At 61.2% G+C, this 26,640-nt stretch carries 21 protein-coding genes; 14 read left to right on the forward strand and 7 right to left on the reverse strand.

Annotated elements, in window-relative coordinates; all coding sequences use genetic code 11:
- Positions 1–2 precede the first annotated feature (2 nt).
- Complete coding sequence (locus tag H9642_RS08630) at positions 3–656, reverse strand: GNAT family N-acetyltransferase (protein WP_251836024.1); 654 nt, start codon at positions 654–656, stop codon at positions 3–5.
- Between the two features lie 174 nt (positions 657–830).
- Here H9642_RS08630 and xthA point away from each other — a divergent pair, with 174 nt between their 5' ends.
- The 3 genes from xthA to H9642_RS08645 all read left to right on the forward strand — a co-directional run bounded on the left by xthA (position 831) and on the right by H9642_RS08645 (position 4,272).
- Positions 831–1,643: an exodeoxyribonuclease III gene (gene xthA, locus H9642_RS08635; protein WP_251836025.1), complete on the forward strand. Its 813-nt coding sequence runs from the start codon at positions 831–833 to the stop codon at positions 1,641–1,643.
- Positions 1,644–1,745: 102 nt separating this feature from the next.
- Positions 1,746–3,158, forward strand: coding sequence for a substrate-binding domain-containing protein (locus tag H9642_RS08640; protein ID WP_251836026.1), 1,413 nt, complete (start codon positions 1,746–1,748; stop codon positions 3,156–3,158).
- A 112-nt stretch (positions 3,159–3,270) separates the two neighbouring features.
- The gene (locus H9642_RS08645; protein WP_251836027.1) at positions 3,271–4,272 is read left to right on the forward strand and encodes a TerC family protein; all 1,002 of its coding nucleotides are present in this window, start codon (positions 3,271–3,273) and stop codon (positions 4,270–4,272) included.
- 49 nt (positions 4,273–4,321) lie between these two features.
- Here the strand turns inward: H9642_RS08645 and mddA are convergent, their stop codons facing one another.
- The 4 genes from mddA to H9642_RS08665 all read right to left on the reverse strand — a co-directional run bounded on the left by mddA (position 4,322) and on the right by H9642_RS08665 (position 9,678).
- The gene (gene mddA, locus H9642_RS08650) at positions 4,322–5,080 is read right to left on the reverse strand and encodes a methanethiol S-methyltransferase (protein WP_251836028.1); all 759 of its coding nucleotides are present in this window, start codon (positions 5,078–5,080) and stop codon (positions 4,322–4,324) included.
- 121 nt (positions 5,081–5,201) lie between these two features.
- On the reverse strand, positions 5,202–7,568 hold the full coding sequence (locus H9642_RS08655; RefSeq protein WP_251836029.1) for a hybrid sensor histidine kinase/response regulator: 2,367 nt from the start codon (positions 7,566–7,568) through the stop codon (positions 5,202–5,204).
- A gap of 108 nt (positions 7,569–7,676) precedes the next feature.
- Complete coding sequence (locus tag H9642_RS08660; RefSeq protein ID WP_251836030.1) at positions 7,677–8,408, reverse strand: response regulator; 732 nt, start codon at positions 8,406–8,408, stop codon at positions 7,677–7,679.
- Between the two features lie 40 nt (positions 8,409–8,448).
- On the reverse strand, positions 8,449–9,678 hold the full coding sequence (locus tag H9642_RS08665) for an acyl-CoA dehydrogenase (RefSeq protein WP_251836031.1): 1,230 nt from the start codon (positions 9,676–9,678) through the stop codon (positions 8,449–8,451).
- 159 nt (positions 9,679–9,837) lie between these two features.
- On the opposite strand from H9642_RS08665, the gene H9642_RS08670 reads away from it, so the two are divergent.
- The 7 genes from H9642_RS08670 to H9642_RS08700 all read left to right on the forward strand — a co-directional run bounded on the left by H9642_RS08670 (position 9,838) and on the right by H9642_RS08700 (position 18,017).
- Positions 9,838–10,746, forward strand: a complete 909-nt coding sequence (locus H9642_RS08670; RefSeq protein ID WP_251836032.1) for a LysR family transcriptional regulator — start codon at positions 9,838–9,840, stop codon at positions 10,744–10,746.
- Between the two features lie 158 nt (positions 10,747–10,904).
- The gene (locus H9642_RS08675; protein ID WP_251836033.1) at positions 10,905–11,285 is read left to right on the forward strand and encodes a MerR family transcriptional regulator; all 381 of its coding nucleotides are present in this window, start codon (positions 10,905–10,907) and stop codon (positions 11,283–11,285) included.
- A gap of 54 nt (positions 11,286–11,339) precedes the next feature.
- Complete coding sequence (locus tag H9642_RS08680) at positions 11,340–12,503, forward strand: isovaleryl-CoA dehydrogenase (RefSeq protein ID WP_251836034.1); 1,164 nt, start codon at positions 11,340–11,342, stop codon at positions 12,501–12,503.
- Between the two features lie 154 nt (positions 12,504–12,657).
- Positions 12,658–14,265, forward strand: coding sequence for a carboxyl transferase domain-containing protein (locus tag H9642_RS08685; RefSeq protein WP_251836035.1), 1,608 nt, complete (start codon positions 12,658–12,660; stop codon positions 14,263–14,265).
- Between the two features lie 88 nt (positions 14,266–14,353).
- Positions 14,354–15,148: a gamma-carboxygeranoyl-CoA hydratase gene (locus H9642_RS08690; protein WP_251836036.1), complete on the forward strand. Its 795-nt coding sequence runs from the start codon at positions 14,354–14,356 to the stop codon at positions 15,146–15,148.
- Positions 15,149–15,183: 35 nt separating this feature from the next.
- A complete protein-coding gene (locus H9642_RS08695; protein ID WP_251836037.1) occupies positions 15,184–17,115 on the forward strand; it encodes an acetyl/propionyl/methylcrotonyl-CoA carboxylase subunit alpha in 1,932 nt (643 codons plus the stop codon).
- Positions 17,112–18,017 carry a hydroxymethylglutaryl-CoA lyase gene (locus tag H9642_RS08700; RefSeq protein WP_251836038.1) on the forward strand — a complete coding sequence of 302 codons (906 nt, stop codon included), beginning with the start codon at positions 17,112–17,114 and terminating at the stop codon, positions 18,015–18,017. Before H9642_RS08695 ends, H9642_RS08700 begins: the two co-directional genes overlap by 4 nt.
- A gap of 43 nt (positions 18,018–18,060) precedes the next feature.
- Here H9642_RS08700 and H9642_RS08705 read toward each other — a convergent pair whose 3' ends face one another.
- Together H9642_RS08705 and H9642_RS08710 are read right to left on the reverse strand one after the other, a co-directional pair.
- On the reverse strand, positions 18,061–19,986 hold the full coding sequence (locus H9642_RS08705; protein ID WP_251836039.1) for an acyltransferase family protein: 1,926 nt from the start codon (positions 19,984–19,986) through the stop codon (positions 18,061–18,063).
- A gap of 130 nt (positions 19,987–20,116) precedes the next feature.
- Positions 20,117–20,533 carry a DUF192 domain-containing protein gene (locus H9642_RS08710; protein ID WP_251836040.1) on the reverse strand — a complete coding sequence of 139 codons (417 nt, stop codon included), beginning with the start codon at positions 20,531–20,533 and terminating at the stop codon, positions 20,117–20,119.
- Positions 20,534–20,636: 103 nt separating this feature from the next.
- Between H9642_RS08710 and H9642_RS08715 the strand changes: the two genes are divergently transcribed.
- The 4 genes from H9642_RS08715 (at position 20,637) to H9642_RS08730 (ending at position 26,627) form a co-directional block, all read left to right on the forward strand.
- A complete protein-coding gene (locus H9642_RS08715; RefSeq protein ID WP_251836041.1) occupies positions 20,637–22,040 on the forward strand; it encodes a sigma-54 interaction domain-containing protein in 1,404 nt (467 codons plus the stop codon).
- A 301-nt stretch (positions 22,041–22,341) separates the two neighbouring features.
- Positions 22,342–23,733, forward strand: a complete 1,392-nt coding sequence (locus H9642_RS08720; RefSeq protein WP_251836042.1) for a GntP family permease — start codon at positions 22,342–22,344, stop codon at positions 23,731–23,733.
- A gap of 60 nt (positions 23,734–23,793) precedes the next feature.
- On the forward strand, positions 23,794–24,567 hold the full coding sequence (locus H9642_RS08725; RefSeq protein WP_251836043.1) for a 3-hydroxybutyrate dehydrogenase: 774 nt from the start codon (positions 23,794–23,796) through the stop codon (positions 24,565–24,567).
- A gap of 104 nt (positions 24,568–24,671) precedes the next feature.
- Entirely contained in the window at positions 24,672–26,627 is a 1,956-nt protein-coding gene (locus tag H9642_RS08730) for an acetoacetate--CoA ligase (RefSeq protein ID WP_251836044.1), read from the forward strand.
- Positions 26,628–26,640 lie beyond the last annotated feature (13 nt).

Genomic DNA, 26,640 nt, shown 5'->3' on the forward strand with positions numbered 1-26,640 from the left:
GCTCATCCTTGCGAACTGGACAGTGCGTAAGGATTGGCATGGAAAAAGACCTGCTCACGAATCGGCCCAATCGCCACTTCGCCAATATTCTGATAGCCGTGGCGCTGGAAAAACTCCAGGTTACGGTTGTTGCCCGTGGACAGGACGATACCCCGCGAGTGGGCATCCTGGGCACACCAGTCATGCACGGCAGCAAGCATTTGTTCTCCGTAATACTGCCCTTGCAGGCTGGGCTGCACACCAAGCAGCGGCAATAGATGAAACGCATCCGACGGCACACAAGCCATGACCGCCTCGTGATAGTCCAGGTAGCGTCGGGTGGAACGAAAGCCTGCGGTGAGCAGCATGCGCAGCCGCCAGGGCCAGCTTTCAGTGACCTCCAGGCGCCGTTGGGGCGGTGAAATCAAGGCCACGCCAATCAGGCGATCATCGAGCATCAGCCCCAGCGCAGGACGCTGTTCACCGACGTGCTTGCGCATCAATTCGCGAATCGTCGCGCGCAGCCGATGGTCATAACCGGGACGATCGGCTTCGAACAGGTACCTGAAGGTGGGATCATCGCGGTAGGCGTGATACAGCAGCGAACTGGCTTCGGGGCCATAGCCGCGGTCAAGTGCGCACACGTTGGCAGGTCTGGCGGGCTGGCTTCCGGGCATGGAGGTCTCCCCCTTGTCGTTATGGTTGGTAGTCGGCAAAAGGACGGTAGCCGGTCGCCATGGACACTGCCATGGCAGGGTCTATTGATGCTTCATCGCGACCGCACAGGCCCTGCGGCTTGCGATGAAGCATCAACAACCCCTAGCATCGCAGTTTTCTCAGGACCTGCCGCAATGAAGTTGGTTTCGTTCAATATCAATGGTCTGCGCGCTCGCCCGCATCAGCTGGCGGCCCTGATCGACAAGCACCAGCCCGACGTGATCGGTCTGCAAGAGACCAAAGTCTCCGATGAGCAGTTCCCTCTCGCCGATGTACAAGCACTGGGCTATCACGTGCACTACCACGGCCAGAAAGGCCATTACGGTGTCGCCCTGCTCTCGCGTCAGGCGCCGCTGGAGGTCTACAAGGGCTTTCCTACCGATGGAGAAGAATCCCAGCGGCGCTGGATCGGCGGCCGTTTCGCCACCGCCGACGGACAGACCATCCATGTTTTCAACGGGTACTTCCCACAGGGCGAAAGCCGCAATCACCCGGTGAAGTTTCCAGCCAAAACGCAGTTTTATGCCGACCTGCAGCGTCTGATGGAAGAGCGATTCCAGCCGCAAGAAGCGGTGGTGGTAATGGGCGATTTCAATATTTCCCCCCAGGATTGCGACATCGGCATCGGTGCTGAGAATGCCAAGCGCTGGCTGCGCACCGGCAAATGCAGCTTTCTGCCTGAAGAGCGCGAGTGGCTGGAGCGTTTGAAGGGCTGGGGTCTGGTGGACAGCTTCCGCCACTTGTATCCAGAGGTTGATGATCGCTTCAGCTGGTTCGATTACCGCAGCCGCGGTTTTGAAGACGTACCCAAGCGCGGCCTGCGCATCGACCTGATCCTCGCCTCGCTGGGCTTACAGGAGCGGATCAAGGACGCCGGCATCGACTATGAACTGCGCGGCATGGAAAAACCGTCTGATCATGCACCGGTCTGGCTGGAAATTATCTAGGTTCCGACCGAAAAGGACCTGTTCGGCAATTGCGATAGACCGTCACATGATTGACACATTACGAATCTAGCCTGCGCGGCATATTTACATGGAGAAGTAACCATGCCGCGCACCGTCGCACACCGATTCGGACGTCTAACCCGCACGTTTTGTGTATCCCTCGCGCTGTGCGGCTGTGTACTGCCCAGCGTGGTACAGGCCGAAAGCCCAACCGAGACCGTCCTGCGTATCCAGGGCTCCAACACCATTGGCGCCAAGCTGGCTCCGGCGCTGGTCGAAGGGTTGTTTCAACGACAGGGATTACGAGGCATCCGTACTGTGCAGGGGGCGCGCGCGAACGAACAGCGCGTGGTCGCCTACACCCCCCAGGGGCGGCTGGTGCAAGTCGTCATCGCCGCCCACGGCTCCAGTACCGGTTTCACCGCCTTGCACTCCCATACGGCCGAATTGGCCGCTTCCTCCCGCCCGGTCAAAGACAGCGAGGTCGCAGCTCTGGCGGCTTTCGGCGATCTGCGCTCCGCCAGTGCCGAACAGGTGATCGCCATCGATGGCCTGGCGATCATCGTGCACCCAAAGAACCCCCTTCAGCATCTGGATACGAAGCAACTGGCCGCAGTGTTTGCTGGCGAGCTGAACAACTGGAGCGCAGTGGGTGGTGCACCTGCTCCAATCACTCTGTATGCCCGCGATGACCAATCCGGCACCTACGACACGTTCAAGGAGCTGGTGCTCAACGCCGATGGCCGCACGCTGGGGCCGGCTGCCCAGCGCTTCGAGTCCAATGACCGCCTCGCCCAAGCGGTGCTGGCTGACCGTCACGGTATCGGCTTTGTAGGCCTGGCATCGGTTGGCCAAAGCAAGGCGCTGTTGATTTCCAACGGTGAAGGCCTTCCCCTGCCGCCCAACGCCAACACTCTCGCCACCGAGGACTATCCGCTGTCCCGGCGTTTGTTCATTTACAACCTGCCAGGCGAGCAAAACCCGTGGGCCCAGCGATTAATCGACTTCGCGCACGGCCCGCAAGGTCAGGCCATCGTGGAAAATGTCGGTTTCATTTCCCAGAACGTGCGCACCATGCGCATCACGCCCAGCGAACAGATGCCAGTTGCCTACCGGCAGTTGGCGCGTCAAGCGCAGCGTCTATCGGTGAATTTTCGTTTCCAGGAAGGCAGCGCCCAGCTGGACAACAAGGCGCTGCGCGATATCGATCGGATACGCGAGTACCTGCGCGCCCACGAGATGTCGGGAAGCCAGGTGACATTGGTGGGGTTTGGCGATGCCAAGAACAACGCGCAGCGTGCCGACCTGCTGTCGCGACTGCGCGCCATGGCTGTGCGTCGAGAATTGCGCAGGAATGGCGTCGTTATCAGCAGTATTGTCGGCATCGGCGATGAAATGCCGGTGGCAGCGAACGACCTGGAAGACAGTCGCCTGAAGAATCGACGCGTGGAGGTCTGGGTCAACCGAGCCCTCGGCAACGATCTGTTACCTGAACCCATTGCCGTGACGCCTTGAGAGGCATAGCCTATATGGGTTGTGACGCCGGGCCCCTCTGGCGATGAGTAAGCGTTTCTCATCGTGATGTCGGAGTCACTTTTTTTCCGACACCTTTGAAGGGGCCTGCGCAATGCTTGAATTCCTCACGACTCCATTATTTGGCACGGCCACGTGGCTGTGGCTGTGCTTCCTGCTCATTGTGATCGCACTGCTGGTGCTCGACCTGGGCGTCCTGCATCGCACTGAGCGCGAAATCGAAATGCGTGAAAGCCTGCTGTTGTACAGCGGATATTTCAGCGTGGGTGTGCTGTTCGGGGTGTGGGTCTGGTTCGAACTGGGCGCGCAGAGCGCCCTGGAGTTCTACACCGGCTTCCTGGTCGAACAGTCGCTGTCCATGGACAACGTGTTCGTCATGGCGATGATCTTCGCCGCCTTCGGCATTCCCCGTCGTTACCAGCACCGCGTGCTGTTCTGGGGCATTATCGGGGTGATCGTGCTGCGCGCCATCATGATCGGCCTCGGCGCTGCCCTAGTGGCCGAGTTCGCCTGGATTCTCTACCTGTTCGGGGCCTTCCTGCTCTACTCCGGCGTGAAAATGTTCCTCGAAAAAGAAGAAGAACACCCGGACATCGAGAACAACCGCTTCGTTCGCTTTGCACGTAAACACATCCGCGTGACCGATACCCTGCATGGTGGCAAGTTCCTGGTGCGTTTGCAGCCGGAAGGTGCGCCCCACCCCCTGCTTTACGCCACGCCGCTGCTGTTGTGCCTGGTGCTGATCGAATTGGCCGACCTGGTGTTCGCCGTGGACAGTGTGCCGGCCGTGTTCTCCATCACTCAGGACCCGTTCATCGTCTATACCTCGAACATCTTCGCCATCCTCGGCCTGCGTTCGCTGTACTTCGCCCTGGCCGCGCTGATGCACCGTTTCGTGTACCTCAAGTACGCGCTGGCGCTGGTGCTGATCTTCATTGGCGGCAAGATCCTTCTGCACGACTTCTACAAGGTGCCGGCCCTGCTCTCGCTGTGCATGACCTTTGGCCTATTGGCCGGTGGTGTACTGTTATCGCTGATCAAGACGCGTAATCAGCCAGCCGAGGCGAAAGTCGAGGCCAAGGAAAGCCATAGCTGACAAGACAAACAGGGCGCCGCCAGGCGCCCTGTTTGTTTCGGTAGTTCGCTTACACTGCATCTTTGGCCTGCTGGCCACGCGCCGACCGAAACCTGGGCAACAGCTTGGGCACTTGATGCCGGTAGTCCCTGTATTCCGGGTGCGCATCGATCAGGTCGCGCTCCTCAAAGCTGATCGCCGCGACAATATAGGCGGCGGTCACCAAAGCAAACAGCATATGGGTAACGCTCATCTGCGGCGTGCACCAGATGGCAAAGAACCAGCCTACGTATAAGGGATGGCGCACCAGTCGGTAGGCGCCCGGCGTCTTGAACGGCAAGTCGGTGTAAGCTTTGCCCCGCAACTGCAGCCACACCTGGCGCAAGCCGAACAGATCGAAGTGATTGATCAGGAAGGTGCTGTACAGCAACAACACCCAACCGAAGGCGAAGCCTGCATACATCAGCCATTGCCCGGTCCGACTTTCCAGTGTCCACACGTCCCCGCCCAGCGGCTGCCAGAAATAAAACAGCAGAGTCAGCGCCAAGCTGGAGAACAGCACATAGGTGCTGCGCTCGGCGGCTACGGGGATGATCTGCGTCCACAGTGCCTTGAAAGCCGGTCGTGCCATCAGGCTGTGCTGCACAGCGAATATCGTCAGCAGCAACAGATCGATGGCCAGGGCCGGGCCTGACGCCAGCTCGGGAGGACCATCAATGGTGCGCGGCACGCCGGGCAAGTTGCCGAGAAAGGCAATGGCATAGAGAAAGGTGACAAAGAACCCGACATAGCTGGCGATGCCGTAGAGGAAGATCAGATAGCGCTTCATGGGATAAATCCTGCCTCGTCGTGAAGAAACTGCGGATGTGCAGTCGAGGTCAGGGTGCGCCGGCTGTGTATCGGCACGATGTCGGGGTGCCGCGGTTTTGTAGCCTTTTGGTTTCAGCTGGTCATGCCGGCAGGTTGGTGCGTAGCCAGGTATATAGCGCCGATTCGTCCAACGGTTTGTGCCACACCGCGCGCACGCCAAGGGCCTGCACGTGCGCTTCATCGAGCTGATCACTGAAGCCGCTATAAAGCGCAATGGGAAGATCGGGCCGTGCGGCCAGTAGACGCTCGGCCAGTTGCAGGCCGGTCAGGCGCGGCATGCATTGATCCAGGATCAGCAGATCCCAGGCCGCTGGGTCCAGCTGTAGCTCACCACAAGCCTGCTCGGCATCCGACCACACCTGGACATCCAGGCCCCACTGCCGCAGCCGCTCGCTCATGAACTCAGCCACCAGCGGCTCGTCATCAACTACCGCCACGCGCCCATGCAAGGGCCTGCAGGCGTGCTCCATGGACAGCAATGGCGGAATCAATACCTGGAAGCAGGACCCCTTCCCCGCCTGTGTGCTCAGCTGCAGATGTCCGCCGTATTCGTGAACAATGCCGTGCACCATGGACAACCCCATGCCACTGCCCTGCCCCGATGCCTTGGTGGTGAAGAACGGCTCGAACATCTGCCGCTGCACCCACTCGGCGATGCCTGGCCCGGAATCCTCCACCCCGAGCACCAGGTAATCGCCGGCAAACGCCTGCTGGCACGACGCACAGATGCCGCGCTGTTGACCGCCTCGGCGCAGCGTGATGCGCAACTGGCCGCTGCCGGCCATGGCATCACGGGCATTGATGCACAGGTTTATCAGCACCTGCTCCAGCTGCACCGGGTCAAACAGCACCGGTGGCAGGTCACGGGCCATTTGCAGGTCGATGTCGATACCAGGCGGCATCGTCGACCGCAGCAATTGTCGGAATTCGCCGATTAACTGCTCCAACTCCAGTGCCCGTGGCTGACCGTGACTGCCGCGGCTAAAGATCAGCATCTGCTGGATCAGGTCGCGGGCTTTCTCCGCCGAATGCCGCACCCGCGCCAGGTAATGCCCGAGCTGTGCATCGTCGCGCTCCTCGGCGTGCTCCTCGGCCATGTGCGTGTAGCCCAGCATGCCGGTCAGCAAATTATTGAAGTCATGGGCGATGCCTCCGGTGAGATGGCCGATAGCTTCCATACGTTGCGCCTGGCGTAACTGCTGCTCCAGCTCGGCGCGCTGCTGCTCGGCCTGCTTGCGTTCGCTGATGTCGCGGGTAAACGCCAGGATGCGCTCGATACCGGCAATACTCGCTCGTTTCAGGCACACCTCGTCCCAGTGCAGGCTGCCGTCGCGGTGGCGGCGCAGCCACTCGAAACGCTGCGGCCCCTGCTCGCGAGCCAGAGCCAGCCAGCGCTGGACATCCGCGCCGCTGTACGGCGAATACCCGACGCTGAAGGCCTCTATGCCCTGAGCCAGCATTTCTTCATAGCTGTAGCCGTAGATGGCGCAGGCGCTCGGATTCACATCCACCAGCGCACCGCTGTCCAGGTCGTGCACGAAAATGGCATCCATCGAGGACTCGAAGATCGACCGGTAGCTGGTTTCGGCATCCAGGCGCTGCAATTCGGCGGCGGCACGCACCGAAAAGATCTTCAGAACCGCCTCGACGCGGCTGCGTTCCGGAAGCGAATGGCTATGGCCCACGGAAATCAGCCCCAAGGCTCGCCCATCACTGGCGAACAGCGGGTAGCCGGCATAGCTGTCGAGGCTGAACAGACGCAAGGCATCACTGGCGGCATAACGCTCGCGGGCGCCTTGTTCGACGAAATGAAAGCGCTTGCCGAACACTTCCTGGCAGGGTGTGCCGGCCAGCTCATAGCGCACATTGGGGATCAAGCGCCCCGCATGGTAGAGCGCCAGGGTATCCAGGCTGTCACTGTCTGGGCTCGCGGCACGACTGACGAAGGCGAAATTGGCGTGCAGCGACAGCGCCAGATAGCGGGCAATGGCCGCGAAAACAGCGTCGCCGGTGGCCGCCGAAACGCCCAGCGCGACGTGACTCAGCGCCTCTTCAATGCGCTTGCGCTCACTGATGTCAGTGGCGATCCCGCACACGGCGATGACCCGCCCTGCAGCGTCGAACACTGGGAACTTGCTGGACAGGTACACCCAATTGCCATTGGGGGACTGCACCTGTTCCTCCACCTCAATGGGCTGGCCTTGGCTGATCACCAGCTGGTCATTACAGCGCAGGGCATCGGCTACTTCAGGAACAAACAGTTCATGGTCACTGCGTCCCAGCACCTGTTCTGCCGTGCGCTGGAAGAAACGTTCGAACGCGGGGTTGACCAGCCGATAGCGGCCGGCAAGATCCTTGATGAAGATCACCGCGCTACTGTTGTCAACGATCTGCCGCAGCGGATGATCCAGGTCCGTGGCTGTCAACGGTGGGAACGACGGGTGCATGGCTGTGCTCCGCCCACTGGCTATGCCTTGAGTATAGGAAGGCACCGTCCGCCGACCGGACTACTGGGCGTGGCTGAAACAATTGAAACAGAGGGTTGCGCGTCAGGATCAGCCAGAAACCAGCATGTAGCCGACTCCACGCAGGGTGCGGATGATCTGCGGTTTTTCCGGATCGTCCTCCAGCTTGCGCCGCAGCCGGGCAATGCGGATGTCGATGGAACGGTCGTAGGGATTCCAGTCGCGGTGCTGGGTCAGGTTGAGCAACTGGTCACGGGACAGCGGGCGGTTCGGGCGCTGGGCGAAGGCCTGCAACAGGTCGAACTCCATGGCGGTCAGTTCGATTTCAGTATTTTGGTCGTCGCGTAATTGGCGGCGTTGCAGATCGAGCCGAAAACGTCCGAGGCGCAGGGTATCGGCCGCCTCCGCTGAGTCAATTGCTGGCTGCGCCGGCCGGTAACGGCGCAGCACGCTCTTGACCCGTGCCAGCAGCTCACGCGGATCGAAGGGTTTGCCCAGGTAATCATCGGCGCCGACTTCCAGGCCGATGGTGCGATCCAGCGGCGTACCGGCGCCGGAAATCATGATCACCGGCAAATCGTGACGCTCGCGCAGAAAGCGCGCCAGGCTCAGGCCGTCCTCGCCGGGCAGGCCGAGATCCAGCAGCACCAGGTCAGGCAACTCCTGCTCCAGGGCCTGGCGCAGCGCTGTGCTGTCGGCGCACAGCTGCACCTGATAACCGTGACCGCCGAGGTAGTCGTGCAACAACTGCCGCACCTCGGCGTCATCATCCACCACCCACACCCGCGCCTGGCCCATACCCAGCCCTCGCTGTTCTCTCACAGCATAGTCAGGGCCCGTCGGCATTCTCGCTAAGCGGCGCTCAGCGGCTGGCGCGCAGCAGCTCCTTGGGCACGTATTTGCGCAGTTCATGCTTGCCGATCGTGGCGCGGTGCACTTCGTCCGGGCCGTCGGCCAGCCGCAGAGTCCGTTGCATGGCGTACCAGTAGGCCAGCGGGAAATCACCGGAAACTCCTGCGCCGCCGTGCATCTGGATCGCTCGATCGATCACCTTCAACGCCACGTTCGGCGCCATCACTTTGATCTGTGCGATCTCGCTGGCCGCCACCTTATTGCCCACAGTGTCCATCATGTAGGCGGCGTTGAGGGTCAACAGCCGCGCCATGTTGATCTCCATGCGCGAATCGGCAATGAGGTCGAGATTGCCGCCCAGGCGCGCCAACGGCTTACCAAACGCCTGACGCGACACCGAGCGCTTGCACATCAACTCCAGCGCACGCTCGGCCATGCCGATCGAGCGCATGCAGTGGTGAATGCGCCCCGGCCCGAGACGCCCCTGGGCGATTTCGAAACCGCGGCCTTCGCCAAGAATCACGTTTTCGTAGGGCACTCGCACATTCTCGAACAGCACCTCGGCGTGGCCGTGGGGCGCGTCGTCATAGCCGAACACCGGCAGCGGGCGGACGATGGTCACGCCGGGAGCATCGCTGGGCACCAGGATCATCGAATGCTGCTGGTGACGCGGGTTATCCGGGTTGGTCAGGCCCATGAAGATCATGACCTTGCAGCGCGGGTCGCAGGCGCCGGAGGTCCACCACTTGCGACCGTTGATGACCCACTCGTCACCCTCGCGCCGGGCGTTGGCCTGCATATTGGTGGCATCCGAGGACGCCACGTCGGGTTCGGTCATGGCAAAAGCGGAACGGATTTCGCCGGCCAGCAGCGGTTCCAGCCATTGTGTCTTCTGCTCGACACTGCCGTAGCGCACCAGCACTTCCATGTTGCCGGTGTCTGGCGCCGAGCAGTTGAACGGCTCGGGACCGAGCAGCGAGCGGCCCATGATCTCGGCCAGGGGTGCGTATTCGGTATTGCTCAGGCCCGCGCCGTAGTCGGATTCCGGCAGGAACAGATTCCACAGGCCCTCGGCTTTGGCCTTGGCTTTCAGGGCTTCCATGATCGCGGTTGGCTGCCAGCGATCCCCTTCGTTCACTTCGCGCTCGAAGACTGCCTCGGCGGGATACACATGGTTTTCCATGAACGCAGTGACACGTTCACGCAGCGCCTGAACCTTGGGGGAGTACGCGAAATCCATGGCCGGTTACCTTTGAGGATGAGGTGTGACTCGATGCTAGGACACTCGGCCATGATTTATCTAGATTATTGTCTGCGTGTATTGCTATTCATAAGCTGGATATGATCAGGCTGCTAGAGACAACCGCCTGATAAAAATAAAGCGTGCCGGAGGGCCCATATGAACCTGCAAAAGGTCGATCTCAACCTGTTCATCGTGTTCGATGCCATTTACAGCGAAGCCAACCTGACCCGCGCCGGGCAAATCGTCGGCATTACCCAGCCGGCGGTATCCAATGCGCTGTCGCGCCTGCGGGAAACGTTCAACGATCCGCTCTTCATACGCACCGCCCAGGGCATGGTGCCCACCCCCATGGCACAGAACATCATCGGCCCGGTGCGCAATGCCTTGCAGCTGCTACGCGTTTCAGTCCAGGAAAGCCGGGTATTCAATCCTGCCGGGGCCAGTAAAACCTTTCACATCAGCATGACCGACCTCAGCGAGGCGCTGCTGCTACCGCCGCTGCTGCAGCGTCTGAGTCGCATGGCGCCGCAGGTAAAGATCGAAAGCATGTTGTCGCGCCGCCGGGAGACCACCAAGGAGCTGGCATCGGGGCGCCTCGACTTCGCTGTCGACCTGCCCATCAACAGCGATCCGCAGGTCCGCCACGTCAAGTTACTGGATGACCGGTTCGTCTGCACCCTGCGCCAGGGCCATCCCCTGGCCAAGGAACAACTCAGCCTGGAGGAGTACCTTTCGCTCAGTCATATCCACATTTCCAGCCGGCGCAACGGACTCGGCTATGTCGATTTGGCCCTGGGCAAGCTAGGCCTGCAACGCAAGGTGGTGTTGCGTTCCCAGCATTATCTGATGGCCTCCAGCGTGGTGCAGCAAACGGACCTGGCCATGACCGTCCCCGAACGTTTTGCCCGTCAGCACGGGCTATTCGCCGTTGAATTGCCGGTGCTGGATGTGCCGCGCCTAGCGAGCCATTTGTACTGGCATGAAAGCACCGAGCAGGATCCCGCCAATCGCTGGATGCGTGAACAGCTCATCGACATTGCTCAGAAAGTGAACTCTCAGGCTTAGACTCACCATCAAAAAATAATCCCAACCTACTGACATATAACGAAATTGTACTAGCCAATTAAAGCGAACGATGAAGCCAAGAGGCATCAGGTTTCTTGCTTGACGTTAACGTCAAGCAAGCTTAACGTTAACGTCAACGCAACACAGGATTTTCGTGCATGGGTGTACCGATTTACAGCATTTCCGATCTGGCCCGCGAGCTGGATATCACCACGCGCGCCATTCGCTTTTATGAAGAACAAGGCATGCTCAGCCCCGAGCGGCGCGGTCAGGAACGTATCTACTCCCCACGCGACAAGGTGGCGTTGAAGCTGATCTTGCGCGGTAAGCGCCTGGGTTTCTCGCTGGCCGAATGCAAGGAACTGATCGACCTCTACGAGCCAAGCAGCGGCAACCGCAAGCAATTGGAGACCGTCCTAGCCAAAATCGGCCAGCGCCGCGCGCAGCTTGAACAGCAGTTGCTGGACATCCAGCACATGCAACTGGAACTGGATACCGCCGAGGAGCGCTGCCACGCCGCCATGGCCGCCACTACCTGACAAGTAGCCCAGCTCTAAGCTTCATTTCCCGACTCTAAAAACAACAGGTGAACCATGAGCTACCCCACCCTCGATTTCGCCTTGGGCGAAACCCTCGACATGCTGCGCGAGCAGGTGCAGGCCTTCGCCGCAGCCGAGCTGGCCCCGCGCGCCGCGCAAATCGACCGCGATAACGAATTCCCCGTGGACATGTGGCGCAAGTTCGGCGATATGGGCCTGCTGGGCGTGACCGTGGGTGAGGAGTATGGCGGTGCCGGCCTGGGCTACTTGGCCCACGTGATCGCCATGGAAGAAATCAGCCGCGCCTCGGCGTCCGTAGCCCTCTCCTACGGCGCCCACTCCAACCTGTGCGTCAATCAGATCAATCGCAACGGCAGCGTCGAGCAGAAAGGCAAGTACCTGCCCAAGCTGATCAGCGGTGAGCACATTGGCGCCCTGGCCATGAGCGAACCCAACGCCGGCTCCGATGTAGTGAGCATGAAGCTGCGCGCCGACAAGCAAGGCGACCGTTACGTGCTCAACGGCAGCAAAATGTGGATCACCAACGGCCCCGATGCCGACACCTATGTGATCTACGCCAAGACCGACATCAATGCCGGCCCGCGCGGCATCACCGCGTTCATCGTCGAGCGCGACAGCAAAGGCTTCTCGCGCAGCCCGAAGCTGGACAAGCTGGGCATGCGCGGTTCGAACACCTGCGAGCTGGTGTTCCAGGATGTCGAGGTCCCGGAAGAAAACATTCTCGGCACCCTCAATGGCGGTGCCAAGGTGCTTATGAGCGGCCTCGACTACGAGCGCGTGGTGCTCTCCGGCGGACCGACCGGGATCATGCAGGCGTGCATGGACGTGGTGGTGCCGTACATTCATGACCGCCAGCAGTTCGGCCAAAGCATCGGCGAGTTTCAGCTGATCCAGGGCAAGGTTGCCGACATGTACACTCAGCTCAACGCCAGCCGCGCTTACCTGTATGCCGTGGCACAAGCCTGCGACCGTGGCCAGACCACCCGCAAGGACGCCGCCGGCGTGATCCTCTATACCGCCGAGCGCGCCACGCAGATGGCCCTCGACGCCATCCAGATTCTCGGCGGCAACGGCTACATCAATGATTTCCCCACCGGCCGCCTGCTGCGCGACGCCAAGCTCTACGAAATCGGCGCCGGCACCAGCGAAATCCGCCGCATGCTGATCGGCCGCGAGCTGTTCAACGAGACCAAATAAAGCCGTTGGAGGCGTGAGGCTGCAGGCTGGACGCAAAACCACTACAGCCTCGTTCAGCCGCAGTCGTAGGGCGGAAAACCGCGAAGCGTTTTCCGCCAGAGCCGGTGGATGGACAAAGCGCCATTCACCCTACGGAATGAATCGGAGCCAGACCATGGCCATCCTGAATACCCAGATTAATCCCCGTTCCCCGGAGTTCGCCGCCAACAGCGCGGCGATGCTCACTCAGGTCAACGACTTGCGCGGCTTGCTGGAGCGCATCCAGCAAGGCGGCGGCGCCAAGGCGCAGGAGCGCCATACCTCGCGCGGCAAACTGCTACCCCGTCAGCGCATTGACCAGTTGCTTGACGCTGGCTCGCCCTTTCTGGAAATCGGTCAACTGGCCGCCCACGAGGTGTACGGCGAAGACGTGCCGGCCGCCGGCGTCATTGCGGGTATCGGCCGCGTCGAAGGCATCGAATGCATGATCGTGGCTAACGACGCCACGGTAAAAGGCGGCAGCTACTACCCGTTGACTGTGAAGAAGCACCTGCGCGCGCAGACCATTGCCCAGCAGAACCGCCTGCCGTGCATTTACCTGGTGGACTCCGGCGGTGCCAACCTGCCGCGGCAGGATGAGGTGTTCCCGGATCGCGAACACTTCGGGCGGATTTTCTTCAACCAGGCGAACATGAGTGCCATGGGCATTCCGCAAATTGCCGTGGTGATGGGGTCGTGCACGGCCGGTGGCGCCTATGTGCCGGCCATGGCCGACGAAGCCATCATGGTGCGCAACCAGGCGACCATTTTCCTCGCCGGTCCGCCACTGGTGAAGGCCGCCACGGGCGAAGTAGTCAGCGCCGAAGCGCTAGGCGGCGCTGACGTGCACTGCAAGATCTCCGGTGTGGCCGACCATTACGCAGAAAATGATGAACATGCCTTGGCACTGGCGCGGCGCTGCATCGCCAACCTCAATTGGCGCAAGCTTGGCCAGGTACAGAGCCGCACGCCAATTGCACCACGCTACGCAACCGATGAGCTGTACGGCGTGATTCCCGAAGACAGCAAACAGCCCTTCGACGTGCGCGAGGTGATTGCACGCATCGTCGATGATTCGCAGCTGGACGAATACAAGACATTGTTCGGTACCACGCTGGTGTGCGGCTTCGCTCACCTGCACGGCTACCCGGTGGCGATCCTCGCCAACAACGGCATCCTGTTCGCCGAGTCGGCGCAAAAAGGCGCGAATTTCATCGAACTGGCCTGCCAGCGGGGGATTCCGCTGCTGTTTCTGCAGAACATCACCGGTTTCATGGTCGGCCAGAAATACGAGGCCGGCGGCATTGCCAAGCACGGTGCCAAGCTGGTGACCGCCGTGGCCTGCGCCCAAGTGCCGAAATTCACCGTGATCATCGGCGGCAGCTTCGGTGCCGGTAACTACGGCATGTGCGGGCGCGCTTACGATCCGCGTTTCCTGTGGATGTGGCCGAACGCGCGCATCTCGGTGATGGGCGGCGAACAGGCCGCCGGCGTGCTCGCCCAGGTCAAGCACGAGCAGGCCGAGCGTGCCGGGCAGACGTTCTCTGACGAAGAGGAACAGCAGCTCAAGCAGCCGATCCTCGATCAGTACGAACACCAGGGCCATCCTTATTACTCCAGCGCCCGCCTGTGGGACGACGGCGTCATCGATCCCGCGCAAACCCGCGATGTACTGGGCCTGGCGCTGTCGGCCAGCCTCAACGCCCCGATTGAGCCGACCCGCTTCGGCGTGTTCCGCATGTAAACAGCTGCTGGCGGCACACTACAGGCAGCAAGCAACGCGAAGAACGGCAGCGTGAGGCTTGCCGCGTGCGGCTCAACAAGGAGTTTCCATGAACGACTTCCATACCATCCAGCTCGAAACCGACCCGCGTGGCTTCGCCACCCTGTGGCTGAATCGCCCGGAAAAGAACAACGCCTTCAATGCGCAGATGATCCGCGAGCTGACAGCAGCCATCAAAACCTGCGGCGAGGACCCGTCCCTGCGCTTCCTGCTGCTGCGCGGACGCGGCAAGCACTTCTCTGCCGGTGCGGATCTGGCGTGGATGCAGGAAAGCGCCCACTTGAACTTTCACGCCAACCTGGAGGATTCACAGCGCCTGGGCGAGCTGATGTACAGCCTGCAACAGCTGCGCGTGCCAACCTTGGCCGTGGTCCAGGGCGCCGCCTACGGTGGCGCGGTGGGCCTGATCGCCTGCTGCGACATGGCCATTGGCACCGAGAGCGCGCGCGTCTGCCTGTCGGAAGTCCGCGTCGGTCTGATACCGGCGGTAATCAGCCCATTCGTGGTGCATGCCATTGGCCGCCGCGCCGCCCGCCGCTACGCCTTGAGCGCCGAAGCCTTCGACGGCGCCCGGGCGCGCGAACTGGGCCTGTTTGCCGAATGCTATGGCGAGGACGGCCTCGACGCGGCCGTCGAACACTGGATCGGGCAATGGATGCTGAACAGCCCGCAAGCGATGGCCGCGTGCAAGGACCTGCTCAACGAAGTGGGTCATGGCGCCTTGAGCCCTGCCCTGCGCCGCCACACGGAAAGCGCCATCGCCCGTATCCGCATCAGCGATGAAGGCCAGGAAGGCCTGAAAGCCTTCCTCGAAAAGCGCAAACCGAACTGGCAGAGCCACTAGCTGCAAGCTGCAAGAAAATACTGGAGCGGAAAATAATGATTACAACGCTGCTGATTGCCAACCGGGGCGAGATCGCCTGTCGCATCATGCGCACGGCCCACACCCTGGGTATCAAGACCGTGGCCGTGCACAGCGCCATCGATCGCCCTGCACGTCATGTTCGCGAAGCTGACCTGAGTGTGGACCTGGGGGGCGCCAAACCGGCGGAAAGCTACCTGCGCATCGACGCCATCATCGCCGCCGCCCAGGCATCCGGAGCCCAGGCCATCCACCCCGGTTACGGTTTTCTGGCTGAAAATGCCACCTTTGCGCGCGCCTGCGAGCAAAACGGGCTGTTGTTTCTGGGGCCGCCCGCCTCGGCCATCGACGCCATGGGTAGCAAGTCGGCCGCCAAGGCCCTGATGGAAACTGCCGGCGTGCCCTTGGTGCCCGGTTACCACGGCGAGGCGCAGGACGTGGAAACCTTCCGCGCCGCCGCCGAGCGCATCGGCTATCCGGTGCTGCTCAAGGCCGCCGCCGGCGGTGGCGGCAAGGGCATGAAAGTGGTTGAGCGCGAGGCTGATCTGGCCGAAGCCCTGCAATCGGCGCAGCGCGAGGCGCAGTCGGCATTCGGCGACGCGCGCATGCTAGTGGAAAAATATGTCCTCAAGCCACGTCATGTGGAAATTCAGGTCTTCGCCGACCAGCACGGCAATTGCCTGTACCTCAACGAGCGTGACTGTTCCATTCAGCGTCGTCACCAGAAAGTCGTCGAAGAAGCGCCCGCCCCCGGCCTGTCCGTCGAATTGCGCCGCGCCATGGGCGAAGCGGCTGTCAAGGCCGCTCAGGCCATCGGGTATGTCGGCGCCGGCACCGTGGAGTTCCTGCTCGACTCCCGTGGCGACTTCTTCTTCATGGAAATGAACACCCGTTTGCAGGTCGAGCACCCGGTGACCGAAGCCATTACCGGCCTGGACCTGGTGGCCTGGCAGATCCGCGTGGCCAATGGCGACGCGTTGCCGATCACCCAGGATGAAGTTCCCCTGAATGGCCACGCCATTGAAGTACGCCTGTATGCCGAAGACACCGAGCAGGACTTCCTGCCCGCCTCGGGCACGCTGACGCTGTATCGCGAACCCGCCGCCGGACCCGGACGCCGGGTGGACAGCGGCGTCAGCGAAGGCGACAGCGTTTCGCCGTTCTATGACCCGATGCTGGCCAAGCTGATCGCCTGGGGCGAAACCCGCGAGGAAGCCCGTCTGCGCCTGCTGGCCATGCTGGACGAGCTGGCCGTGGGCGGTTTCAAGACCAACCTGCCCTTCCTGCGTCGCGTATTGGCCCATGCGGCCTTTGCCGCGGCCGAACTGGACACCAGCTTCATCCCCCGTTACCACGCCGATCTGCTACCGCCACCGACTGAGCTGCCACAGGCTTTCTGGCAACTGGCCGCTGCAGCCTTTATAAACAGCGAACCTGCTCGTCAACGCACGGACGATGCGCATTCGCCCTGGTCCTCCACCAGTGGCTGGCGTGCCGGACTGCCGGCACAGCGCATCGTGCACCTGCGCTGCAACGACATTTCCCAGGTCATTCGCCCGTCTGGCAATGCGCAGTTGTGCGGCGATCAACTGTTGTACACCAACGCCTCCGGCGTCCATCAACGCCTGCAGGCCATCCGCCAGGGCGATACTCTGTACCTGGAATGGAACGGTGAATTGCAAGTGGTGACCCGTGTCGATGCCATCGCTGAAGTAGAAGCCAGTCATGCGCACCACGGCGGCCTAGTGGCGCCCATGAACGGCAGCATCGTGCGTGTATTGGTTGAACCAGGCCAGACCATCGAGGCCGGTACGGCGCTGGTGGTACTGGAAGCCATGAAGATGGAACACAGCATTCGCGCGCCGCAAGCCGGGACGATCAAGGCGCTGTATTGCGCCGAAGGGGATATGGTCAGCGAGGGCGCGGCCCTGGTGGAGCTGGAAGAATGAGCCTGCCGCAACGCGTCCGCCTGGTCGAAGTCGGCCCACGGGACGGTCTGCAGAACGAGAAACTACCGATCAGCGTGGCTGACAAGGTGCGCCTGGTCGATGACTTGAGCGCTGCAGGACTGAGCTATATCGAAGTCGGCAGTTTTGTATCGCCCAAATGGGTGCCCCAGATGGCCGGCAGCGCTGAGGTGTTTGCGCAGATACAGCGTAAGCCCGGCGTTACCTATGCGGCGTTGACCCCCAACCTGCAGGGCTTTACAGCAGCCTTAGAGGCGGGGGTCCAGGAAGTCGCTGTATTCGCCGCCGCATCGGAAAGCTTTTCGCAAAAGAACATCAACTGCTCCATTGCCGAAAGCTTGCAACGCTTCGCTCCGCTGATGGATGCCGCGCGGCAAAAGGGTATCCGGGTGCGCGGCTATGTGTCCTGCGTGCTGGGCTGTCCCTATGAAGGCGACATCGCTCCGGCGCAGGTGGCCCAGGTGGCCCGGGAGCTGCTCGCCATGGGCTGCTACGAGATTTCACTGGGCGACACCATCGGCGTCGGCACGCCGGGCAAGACCCGACAACTGATCGATGTAGTCGCCCAGGACATCCCCCGCGAACGCCTGGCCGGGCACTTCCACGACACTTACGGCCAGGCGCTGGCAAACATCTATGCCAGCCTGCTGGAAGGTGTCGCGGTGTTCGACAGCTCCGTCGCCGGCTTGGGAGGTTGCCCTTATGCGCGGGGCGCCAGTGGCAATGTGGCCAGCGAAGACGTGATATTCATGCTGCAAGGCCTGGGCATCGAGACCGGCGTGGACCTTGAGCAACTGTTCGCCGCTGGCGAGCACATTTGCGCCCTGCTCGGCCGCCAAAATGGCTCGCGTGTGGCACAGGCGCTCGCCGCAGCTCGGGGTTGATCCCTGACTGAACTGCCGCATAACGGCGGCGCGTCCAGCGCCGTTATGGATTAGCCGAATACCGCTCGAGCAGAGGGTTGCCGAAGCGTTGCAGATAAGCCCGTGCGATTTCCCGGGCGCCCAGGTTATTCAGATGGTCCGCGTCCCGATAGAGCGGAATACCGTTAAGGACCGTCTGGCATCGCGCGTCGTCGCAGATGACCTCGCGTGGATTGATCCAGGCGACATCGGGGTAGCCGGCACGTATCTCGGCCTTGAATCGCTCGAAGTTAGCCAGGCGCTTGCGAACCGGGGCGATGTCGATGGAGCAGTCCGCCATGTTCTTGAGCAGACAATGGGCATGGGCCGATGAAGGCAACTTGGGAACGTCCTCGAGAATGATCACATCATGTCCCTGCTCCACCAGCCAGCCAATGGCTGCCACGAAAGACCGGTGATGGGTCGAACTGGCCAGGTAAGCGTCCCAATACGCCGAAACAAATACCGTCATCGGGCGCTTGCTCAGGTATTCGGTCAGCGCACGGCTGCGGTCTATTTTCTCGCTGTCATCTCCAAATACCGCAGCGGCATACTCGGCCAGGACGAATGGCGTGGACGCCTGGGTCACCAGCAGCAGTGATCGGTCCGTACCGGTGATCAGTTCCTCGACAAACCCCATCAGCGCAATGGCGTGGGAGTCGCCAATCAGAATGCTGTTGGGCTCGCCTTGCGGTGCCGGTACGCCGAACAGACATTTGGCCGAGGTATTGAACTGGTAATAAGGCCCTTTGAAACAGGCTTTATACAGGTCCGTATCGTCATTCTGCTCGATGATCTTGTACAGCTCGCGGCGCTCTTCCGGAATACGGAAACTGATGTCATCTGCCAGTCGGATGGTGACCTGCACCGCCCACATCAACACAGCTGGCGCCAATACCATCAGCAGAAGCAGCTTGCCCAGTCGCCACTGCGTGTAGCGGAAAGGGTTTTCCACCAAGCGATAACTGAGCCAGGACAGCAGAATGACTCCAGCGACCATGGACAGGCGGATCGGCCAGGTGAGCTCCACCAACTGGTAATGGAGCAGAGCCACGATTGGCCAGTGCCACAAGTAAAGCGAGTAGGAAATGCCGCCCAAAAAAACCATCCAGCGCAGGCTGAGCAGCCGCGCCACCCAGGTACCCGGCTGGTGCAACCCTGCGTAAATGATCAACGCGGTGCCCAAGGTTGGCCACAAGGCGTTATAGCCGGGGAAATGGTCGCTGTTATCCAGCAGCAGGCCAGTGGCGACGATCAGAACCAGGCCCGTGGTCGCGACTATCTGTGCCATCCAGGATTGCAACACCGGCAAGCGGCTTGCGTGCAGGGCGACGCCGGCGCCAAGCAGCAACTCGAACAACCGGGCCGGCAACAGGTAATAAGCGGCCTTGGGGGCTGTTTCCGCCAGATACACAGACAGCAACAAAGCAAGCAGCACGATGAACAGGAAGACGCGTACGCCACCCCAGCTCCGGAAGCAGCGCCAGACCAACAGCAGCGTCAGCGGCCAGAGCAGGTAAAACTGCTCTTCGACCGCCAGCGACCAAGTATGCAGGAGCGTGAGTGATTGGGTTTCAGGCGCGAAATACTGATTCAGCTCGCTGAAATAATAAAAGTTGCTGACGCCGACCAAAGAACTCAGCCAGCTCTTGGAAAAAACGTAGTAGTCGTCGTCTAGGTAATACGGCGAAATCAGCAGGAAGCTGGCCGTGGACACCAGCAGAAACACCGGAACCAGGCGTCGGATTCGGCGTGCATAGAAATCAGCGAAGCTGAACGTGCCTTGCGCCATGGAGCGCATCAGCAACTGGGTGATGACGAAGCCGGAAATGACGAAGAAGACATCGACGCCAATAAACCCGCCGGTGATGCCAGGAAACTGATAGTGGTAAGCAATGACCAGGAGAACGGCAAGCGCCCTGAGTCCTTCGATATCGGTGCGGTAATGCATGGCAACCTAAAGAGATACCGGAAACCCGGCCAGAAAAAGTCCGGCATTATGCATAACACCCGGCAGCACCTGCAATACGCGGATTGATATCGGCCTGATATCGCAAGAGCCGAACCCAGCATAGCGCCACTCACTCAGCTGCCGGCAAGCCCCTTACGGATATGCCGGGTACGATCTGCCGCTGGCCGAACCAGCCCTGGTTGGCTTCCACGGCAAACCGCGCAGGCGCGCTGGAGCATTTGACTTGCAAGTCATGGGGCTCGAGATCAATGAGGTTGATAACCCGACCTTGCTCATCCAGGAAGGCTGCCGACAGCGGCAGCGGCGTATCTTTCATCCACAAACATTGACGCTTGAGTTCGGGGAATCTGAACAGCATGCCTGCTGACTCCGCCAACTCGGTGCGCCCCATCAGACCACGTTGGCGCTCTTCCTGACTGGACGCGAACTCGACCTGCAGGCGATGCTCTCCGAACAACAGGGGTAAAAGTCCGGGTTCGGCCAGTGCCGGGCCGGCCAGAATACTGGCCAATAGAAACAGGCGCATGGAGTGGTTCCTTGTCACAGGATCAAAGATCAGGACTATAGGCGAGGCTATATCGCTCGCCAAACCGCCCTTCCTTTTCGAATCGCATCGCTGCAGGTAACACATGGATACCAGCCTCAAGGATTACCAACGGGTACGCCAACTCGCCATCCGCTCGCTGTTTGAAATCGTCGAGCAGTCCAGCGCGGGCACGATCATTGTCGACCGCAATGCCAATATCGTCTGGATGAACGAGCGCTATGCCCAACGCTTCGGCCTGGCCAGCGCCCAGGAAGCCATTGGCAAACCTTGCGAAAGTGTGATTCCCAGCAGCTTGATGCGCGAAGTGGTAACCACAGGCCAACCCCTGCTGCTGGACATGCTCGATACGTCCACCGAACCGCTGGTGGTGATGCGCCTGCCGATCCGCGACGATGCCGAACAGATCATCGGCGCCATCGGCTTCGCCTTGTTCGGTCGTTTGAAAAGCCTGGCCCCCTTGCTGACCCGCTATCAACAGATGCAGGAAGAACTGGCCTCGACCCGTTCGTTATTACGCGCACGCCAGGCCAAGTACAACTTCGCGAACTTCATCGGTACCAGCGCCGCCAGCCTGGAGGTCAAGCGCCGCGCCAGACGCAGTGCAGGCACGGATTCGCCCGTGCTACTGCTGGGTGAAACCGGCACCGGCAAGGAGCTGCTGGCCCACGCCATCCACAGCACCTCCCCGCGAGCTCACAAGGCTTTTGTCAGCGTCAATACCGCAGCCATCCCGGAAACACTGCTGGAGGCCGAGTTCTTCGGCACCGCACCGGGGGCGTTTACTGGGGCGGATCGCAAGGGACGTGCCGGCAAGTTGCAGATTGCTCAAGGCGGCACGCTGTTTCTCGACGAGATTGGCGATATGCCCCTGCCGCTCCAGAGCAAGCTGCTGCGCGTGCTGCAGGAGAAGGAGTTTGAACCGGTCGGCTCCAACGAGGTGATCAGCAGCGATATTCGCCTGATTGCCGCAACCTCCATCGACCTCGAAGTAGCAGTGCAGCGGGGCGAGTTCCGTGCCGACCTGTATTACCGCCTCAACGTTCTACCGATTCGCGTACCACCGTTGCGCGAGCGCCTCGAAGACTTGCCGGCCCTGTGCGAAGCCATCTTTGATGAGTTTGGCAACCACCATGAGCTTGCTCCTCAAGCTCTCGAACTTCTCTCTCGCCACGCTTGGCCGGGGAACATCCGCGAACTGCGCAACGTGCTGGAGCGCGCCGCTCTACTCAACGACGAGGCCGTGTTGAGCGAGGAAGCGCTGCGCACCGCCATTGGCGTCCTGCACCCGCTAACCGCGCCCGCGTCGTCACGGCACACCCTGCCCGCCTTGGGTGACTTCCAGCAGGCACGGCTGCAGTTCGAGCGACAGTTCATCTCAGCGGCACTGGCCGAGCACTGCGGGAATGTCGACGCGACGGCCCGCCAACTGCGGATGGGGCGCTCGACCCTGTACAAGAAAATGGCTGCGCTGGGCATTGTGTCTTGATTGCGAGACACCAGTCTCGAGAAAGAGACAGCGCGGGACCCCTGATGCAACCTGGCTTTGTCTTGGATTTAGTCAGCGTTTTTTCTCCGTTTGGAGAAACCACTGCCCAGCTCTTATCAAAAATAAGCAAAAAATACTTATAAATCAGCGAGTTACCGATATGGCACAAAACTCGCTATAGCTTCGCTGCGGCTCGTTCCGCACCTAAAACAACAACAAAAATGCCTGCCACGAAGCCGCCCGCCTGGAAACACCACACCCGCGCCAGATTGCTTCGTAGCAGTGCCCAAGGAGAATTCCGATGAGTGTCATCGTCGCCCTTGCTGCATTGATATTGCTGATGGTGGCCGCGTACCGCGGTTACAGCGTCATCCTCTTTGCCCCCATTGCCGCCATGGGGGCCGTCCTGCTCACTGACCCTTCGGCGGTGGCCCCCGCGTTTACCGGCCTGTTCATGGACAAGATGGTCGGCTTCGTGAAGCTGTACTTTCCGGTCTTCCTGCTCGGCGCCGTGTTCGGCAAATTGATCGAGCTGTCCGGTTTCTCGCGCTCGATCGTGGCCGCTGCCATCCGTCTGCTCGGCACGCAACAGGCGATGCTGGTCATCGTCCTGGTCTGCGCCCTGCTCACCTACGGTGGCGTCTCGCTGTTCGTGGTGGTGTTCGCCGTGTATCCCTTCGCGGCGGAGATGTTCCGCCAGAGCAACATTCCCAAGCGCCTGATACCGGCGACCATCGCCCTAGGCGCCTTCACCTTCACCATGACTGCGCTGCCCGGCACGCCGCAAATCCAGAACATCATCCCGACCGCCTTTTTCAGCACCAATGCCTGGGCAGCGCCCTGGCTCGGCGTCGCCGGTACGTTGTTCATGTTTTTCGTCGGCATGCTGTATCTGCGCCGGCAGCTGAACAAGGCCCAGCGCGCGGGCGAAGGCTATGGCACAGACCTGCGCAACGAGCCAGACACACCGGATGACATCAAATTGCCGAACCCCTGGCTGGCCCTATCGCCGCTGCTGGTGGTGGGGGTTTCCAACCTGGTGTACACCAACCTGATCCCACAGCTGTATGGTCAGAGCCACATCCTGCAATTGCCGGGCATGAGCGCGCCTATCCAGACCGAAGTTGCCAAGATCACCGGCATCTGGGCCGTTGAGGCGGCGCTGCTGACCGGGATTGTGCTGGTGCTGGTGTGCTCGTTCCGCACCGTCAAGGACAAGCTCGCCGAAGGGACCAAGACTGCCGTCGGCGGCTCGCTGCTGGCTGCCATGAACACTGCGTCTGAGTACGGGTTCGGCGCGGTGATCGCCGCTCTGCCCGGGTTCATGCTGGTGGCCAATGCCCTGGAAAGCATCCCCAACCCGCTAATCAACGAAGCGATCACCGTCAACCTGCTGGCCGGGATTACCGGTTCGGCGTCCGGCGGCATGAGCATCGCCCTGGCCGCCATGTCGGAAAGCTTCGTCAGCGCCGCCAATGCCGCCGCAATTCCCCTGGAAGTTCTGCACCGCGTGGCGTCGATGGCCAGTGGCGGGATGGACACCCTGCCCCACAACGGCGCCGTGATCACGCTGTTGGCGGTCACCGGCCTGACCCACCGCGAGGCGTACAAGGACATATTCGGTATTACGCTGATTTCCACCGTCGCCGTGTTTTTCGTAATCGGCGTGTACTACGCGACCGGCATCGTCTGATCCCCATCGATGCGGCGCAGGCGAGCAGACCGCCTGCGCCCCCTGAACGAGACAACACCCATGATCTTGAAAGGCAAGACCGCTCTGGTCACCGGCTCCACCAGCGGCATCGGCCTGGGCATCGCCCATACCTTGGCCGCCGCAGGTGCCAATTTGATTCTCAATGGCTTCGGCGATGCCGACGCTGCGATTAGCGACGTAAAACGCCACGGCGGCAAGGTCGCTCACCACCCGGCGGACGTTGCCGATCCGGAGCAAATCGCCGCCATGAGCGACTACGCGCAACGCGAATTCGGCGGGATCGACATCCTGGTCAACAATGCCGGTATTCAGCATGTGGCGCCGGTGGAGGAGTTTCCGGCGGAACGCTGGGATGCAATCCTGTCCATCAACCTGTCCTCGGTGTTTCACACCACGCGCCTGGCTCTGCCCGGGATGCGCAAGCGCGGCTGGGGGCGGATCGTCAACATCGCCTCGGTGCATGGGCTGGTGGGTTCTGCGCAGAAATCTGCCTATGTCGCCGCCAAGCATGGAGTGATCGGCCTGACCAAGGTCGTGGCGCTGGAGACCGCGACCACCGCCATTACCTGCAATGCCATTTGCCCGGGCTGGGTACTGACGCCGCTGGTGCAAAAGCAAATCGACAGTCGCACCAGTCAGACCCAGGGGAATGTCGCCCAGGCCCGCCAGGAGCTACTGGCTGAAAAACAGCCTTCGCTGGATTTCGTCACACCTGAACAACTGGGCGAGCTGGTGTTGTTCCTGTGCAGCCAGGCAGCCAATCAGGTTCGCGGCGCCGCCTGGAACATGGACGGCGGCTGGACCGCGCAATAACAAACCTCAAGCGTGACCCGAGCCGCTCCGCTGGAGCGGCTTTCGGTGATGGTTTACCACGCGGCTAGAATCCAACAAGAAATTGCACACTGAGGCCTTTCCCCATGCCTGCGCCCCTCTGGTCTCCCTCTATTGAGCACATTGCCAATACCCGAATGGAGGCGTTCCGACGATATGTCGAGCAGCGCCACGGCCAATCGCTACCCGATTACCCCACTCTGCATGCCTGGAGCGTGGAACACCGCGCCGAGTTCTGGCAGTCCATTGTTGAGTTCTTTCAGATTGCTTTTCACGAGCAGCCCCAGAGCGTGCTTGACGAAGGCAAGTCTATGCCTGATGCGCGCTGGTTTCCCGGCGCCACGCTGAATTTCGCTGAACACCTGCTGCGCCGCCGCGACGATCATCCGGCGCTGGTGGCCGTGGGCGAAGACGCAACGCGCGAGCAGCTCAGTTATGCCGAGCTGGCCAGGCATGTCGCCGGTCTGCAGAAGAGTTTGCGTGAAGCAGGCGTCGGGGTTGGTGACCGGGTTGCCGCCGTCATGCCCAATACCTGGCAGACGGTGGTGGGCATGCTCGCCACCGCCAGCCTGGGTGCGACCTGGTCCAGTTGCTCACCGGATTTCGGTACTCACGGTGTGATAGACCGTTTCGGCCAGATCGAACCCAAGGTGCTGCTGGCCTGTGCCGGCTATCGCTACGCCGGCAAGACCCTCGACCTGACCAGCAAGCTCAACGAAATCCTTGCCGAACTACCGACGCTGGAACTGCTGATCCTGGTGCCCTACGCCCGCCCCGAAGCGCGGGCTGGCGAATTCAACACCGCGGCGCGGGTTGTGCTGTGGCAAGACGTTTACCAGCCTGGCGGTGAGCCTAGCTTTACGCCAGTCGCCTTCGCCCAACCGCTGTACATCCTGTATTCCAGCGGCACCACCGGCGTGCCGAAATGCATTGTGCACAGCGTGGGCGGCACCTTGTTGCAACACGTCAAGGAACTGGGGCTACATACCGACCTGCGACCGGATGACACCCTGTTCTATTTCACCACCTGTGGCTGGATGATGTGGAACTGGCTGGTCTCCGGGCTGAGCCAGGGCGCTACCCTGGTGTTGTACGACGGCTCGCCCCTCCACCCCGCTCCGGAACGCCTGATCGATCTGATCGACAGCGAGGACATCAGCATTTTCGGCACCAGCGCCCGCTATCTGGCCGCTCTGCAGAAAGCCGGCGCCAAGCCCATCGATACCCACCGCCTCAGCCGCCTGAAAGCCATTCTGTCCACCGGCTCGCCCTTGGCTCACGAAAGTTTCGATTACGTGTACCGCGAGATCAAAGCCGACCTGTGCCTGTCATCCATTTCCGGTGGCACCGATATCGTTTCATGCTTCGCTTTGGGCAATCCAACCTTGCCCGTGTGGCGTGGCGAGTTGCAATGCAAGGGCCTGGGCATGGCGGTCGAGGTGTGGAACGAGCAAGGCCAACACGTGATTGGCGAGAAAGGCGAGCTGGTCTGCACTCGACATTTTCCGTCGATGCCAGTGGGTTTCTGGAACGACCCGCAGGGAAGCCGCTTCAAGTCAGCCTATTTCGAGACCTATCCCGGCATCTGGGCCCACGGCGATTATGCCGAAGAGACCATCCATGGCGGTCTGGTAATTCACGGCCGTTCCGATGCCGTCCTCAACCCCGGCGGCGTGCGCATTGGCACGGCGGAGATCTACCGCCAGGTTGAAAAGGTCGAGGACATACTGGAGGCCATCGCTATTGGCCAGGAATGGCAGAGCGATGTGCGCGTGGTGCTCTTCGTACGTTTGCGCAACGGCTTGTTATTGAACGACGAACTGCAGACCCGTATCCGCCAGGTGATCCGTGCCAATACCTCGCCGCGACATGTGCCGGCGAAGATCATCCAGGTCGCGGACATTCCTCGCACGCTCAGCGGCAAGATCGTCGAGCTGGCCGTGCGCAATGTGGTGCACGGCCAGCCGGTGAAGAATACCGATGCCCTGGCCAACCCCCAGGCGCTGGAGCTGTTCCGCGATCTACCGCAACTACGGGACTGAGCGACCCGGCAGC

Origin of the sequence: Serpens gallinarum (genome assembly GCF_014836765.1) — a bacterium.
Lineage (GTDB): Bacteria > Pseudomonadota > Gammaproteobacteria > Pseudomonadales > Pseudomonadaceae > Serpens > Serpens gallinarum.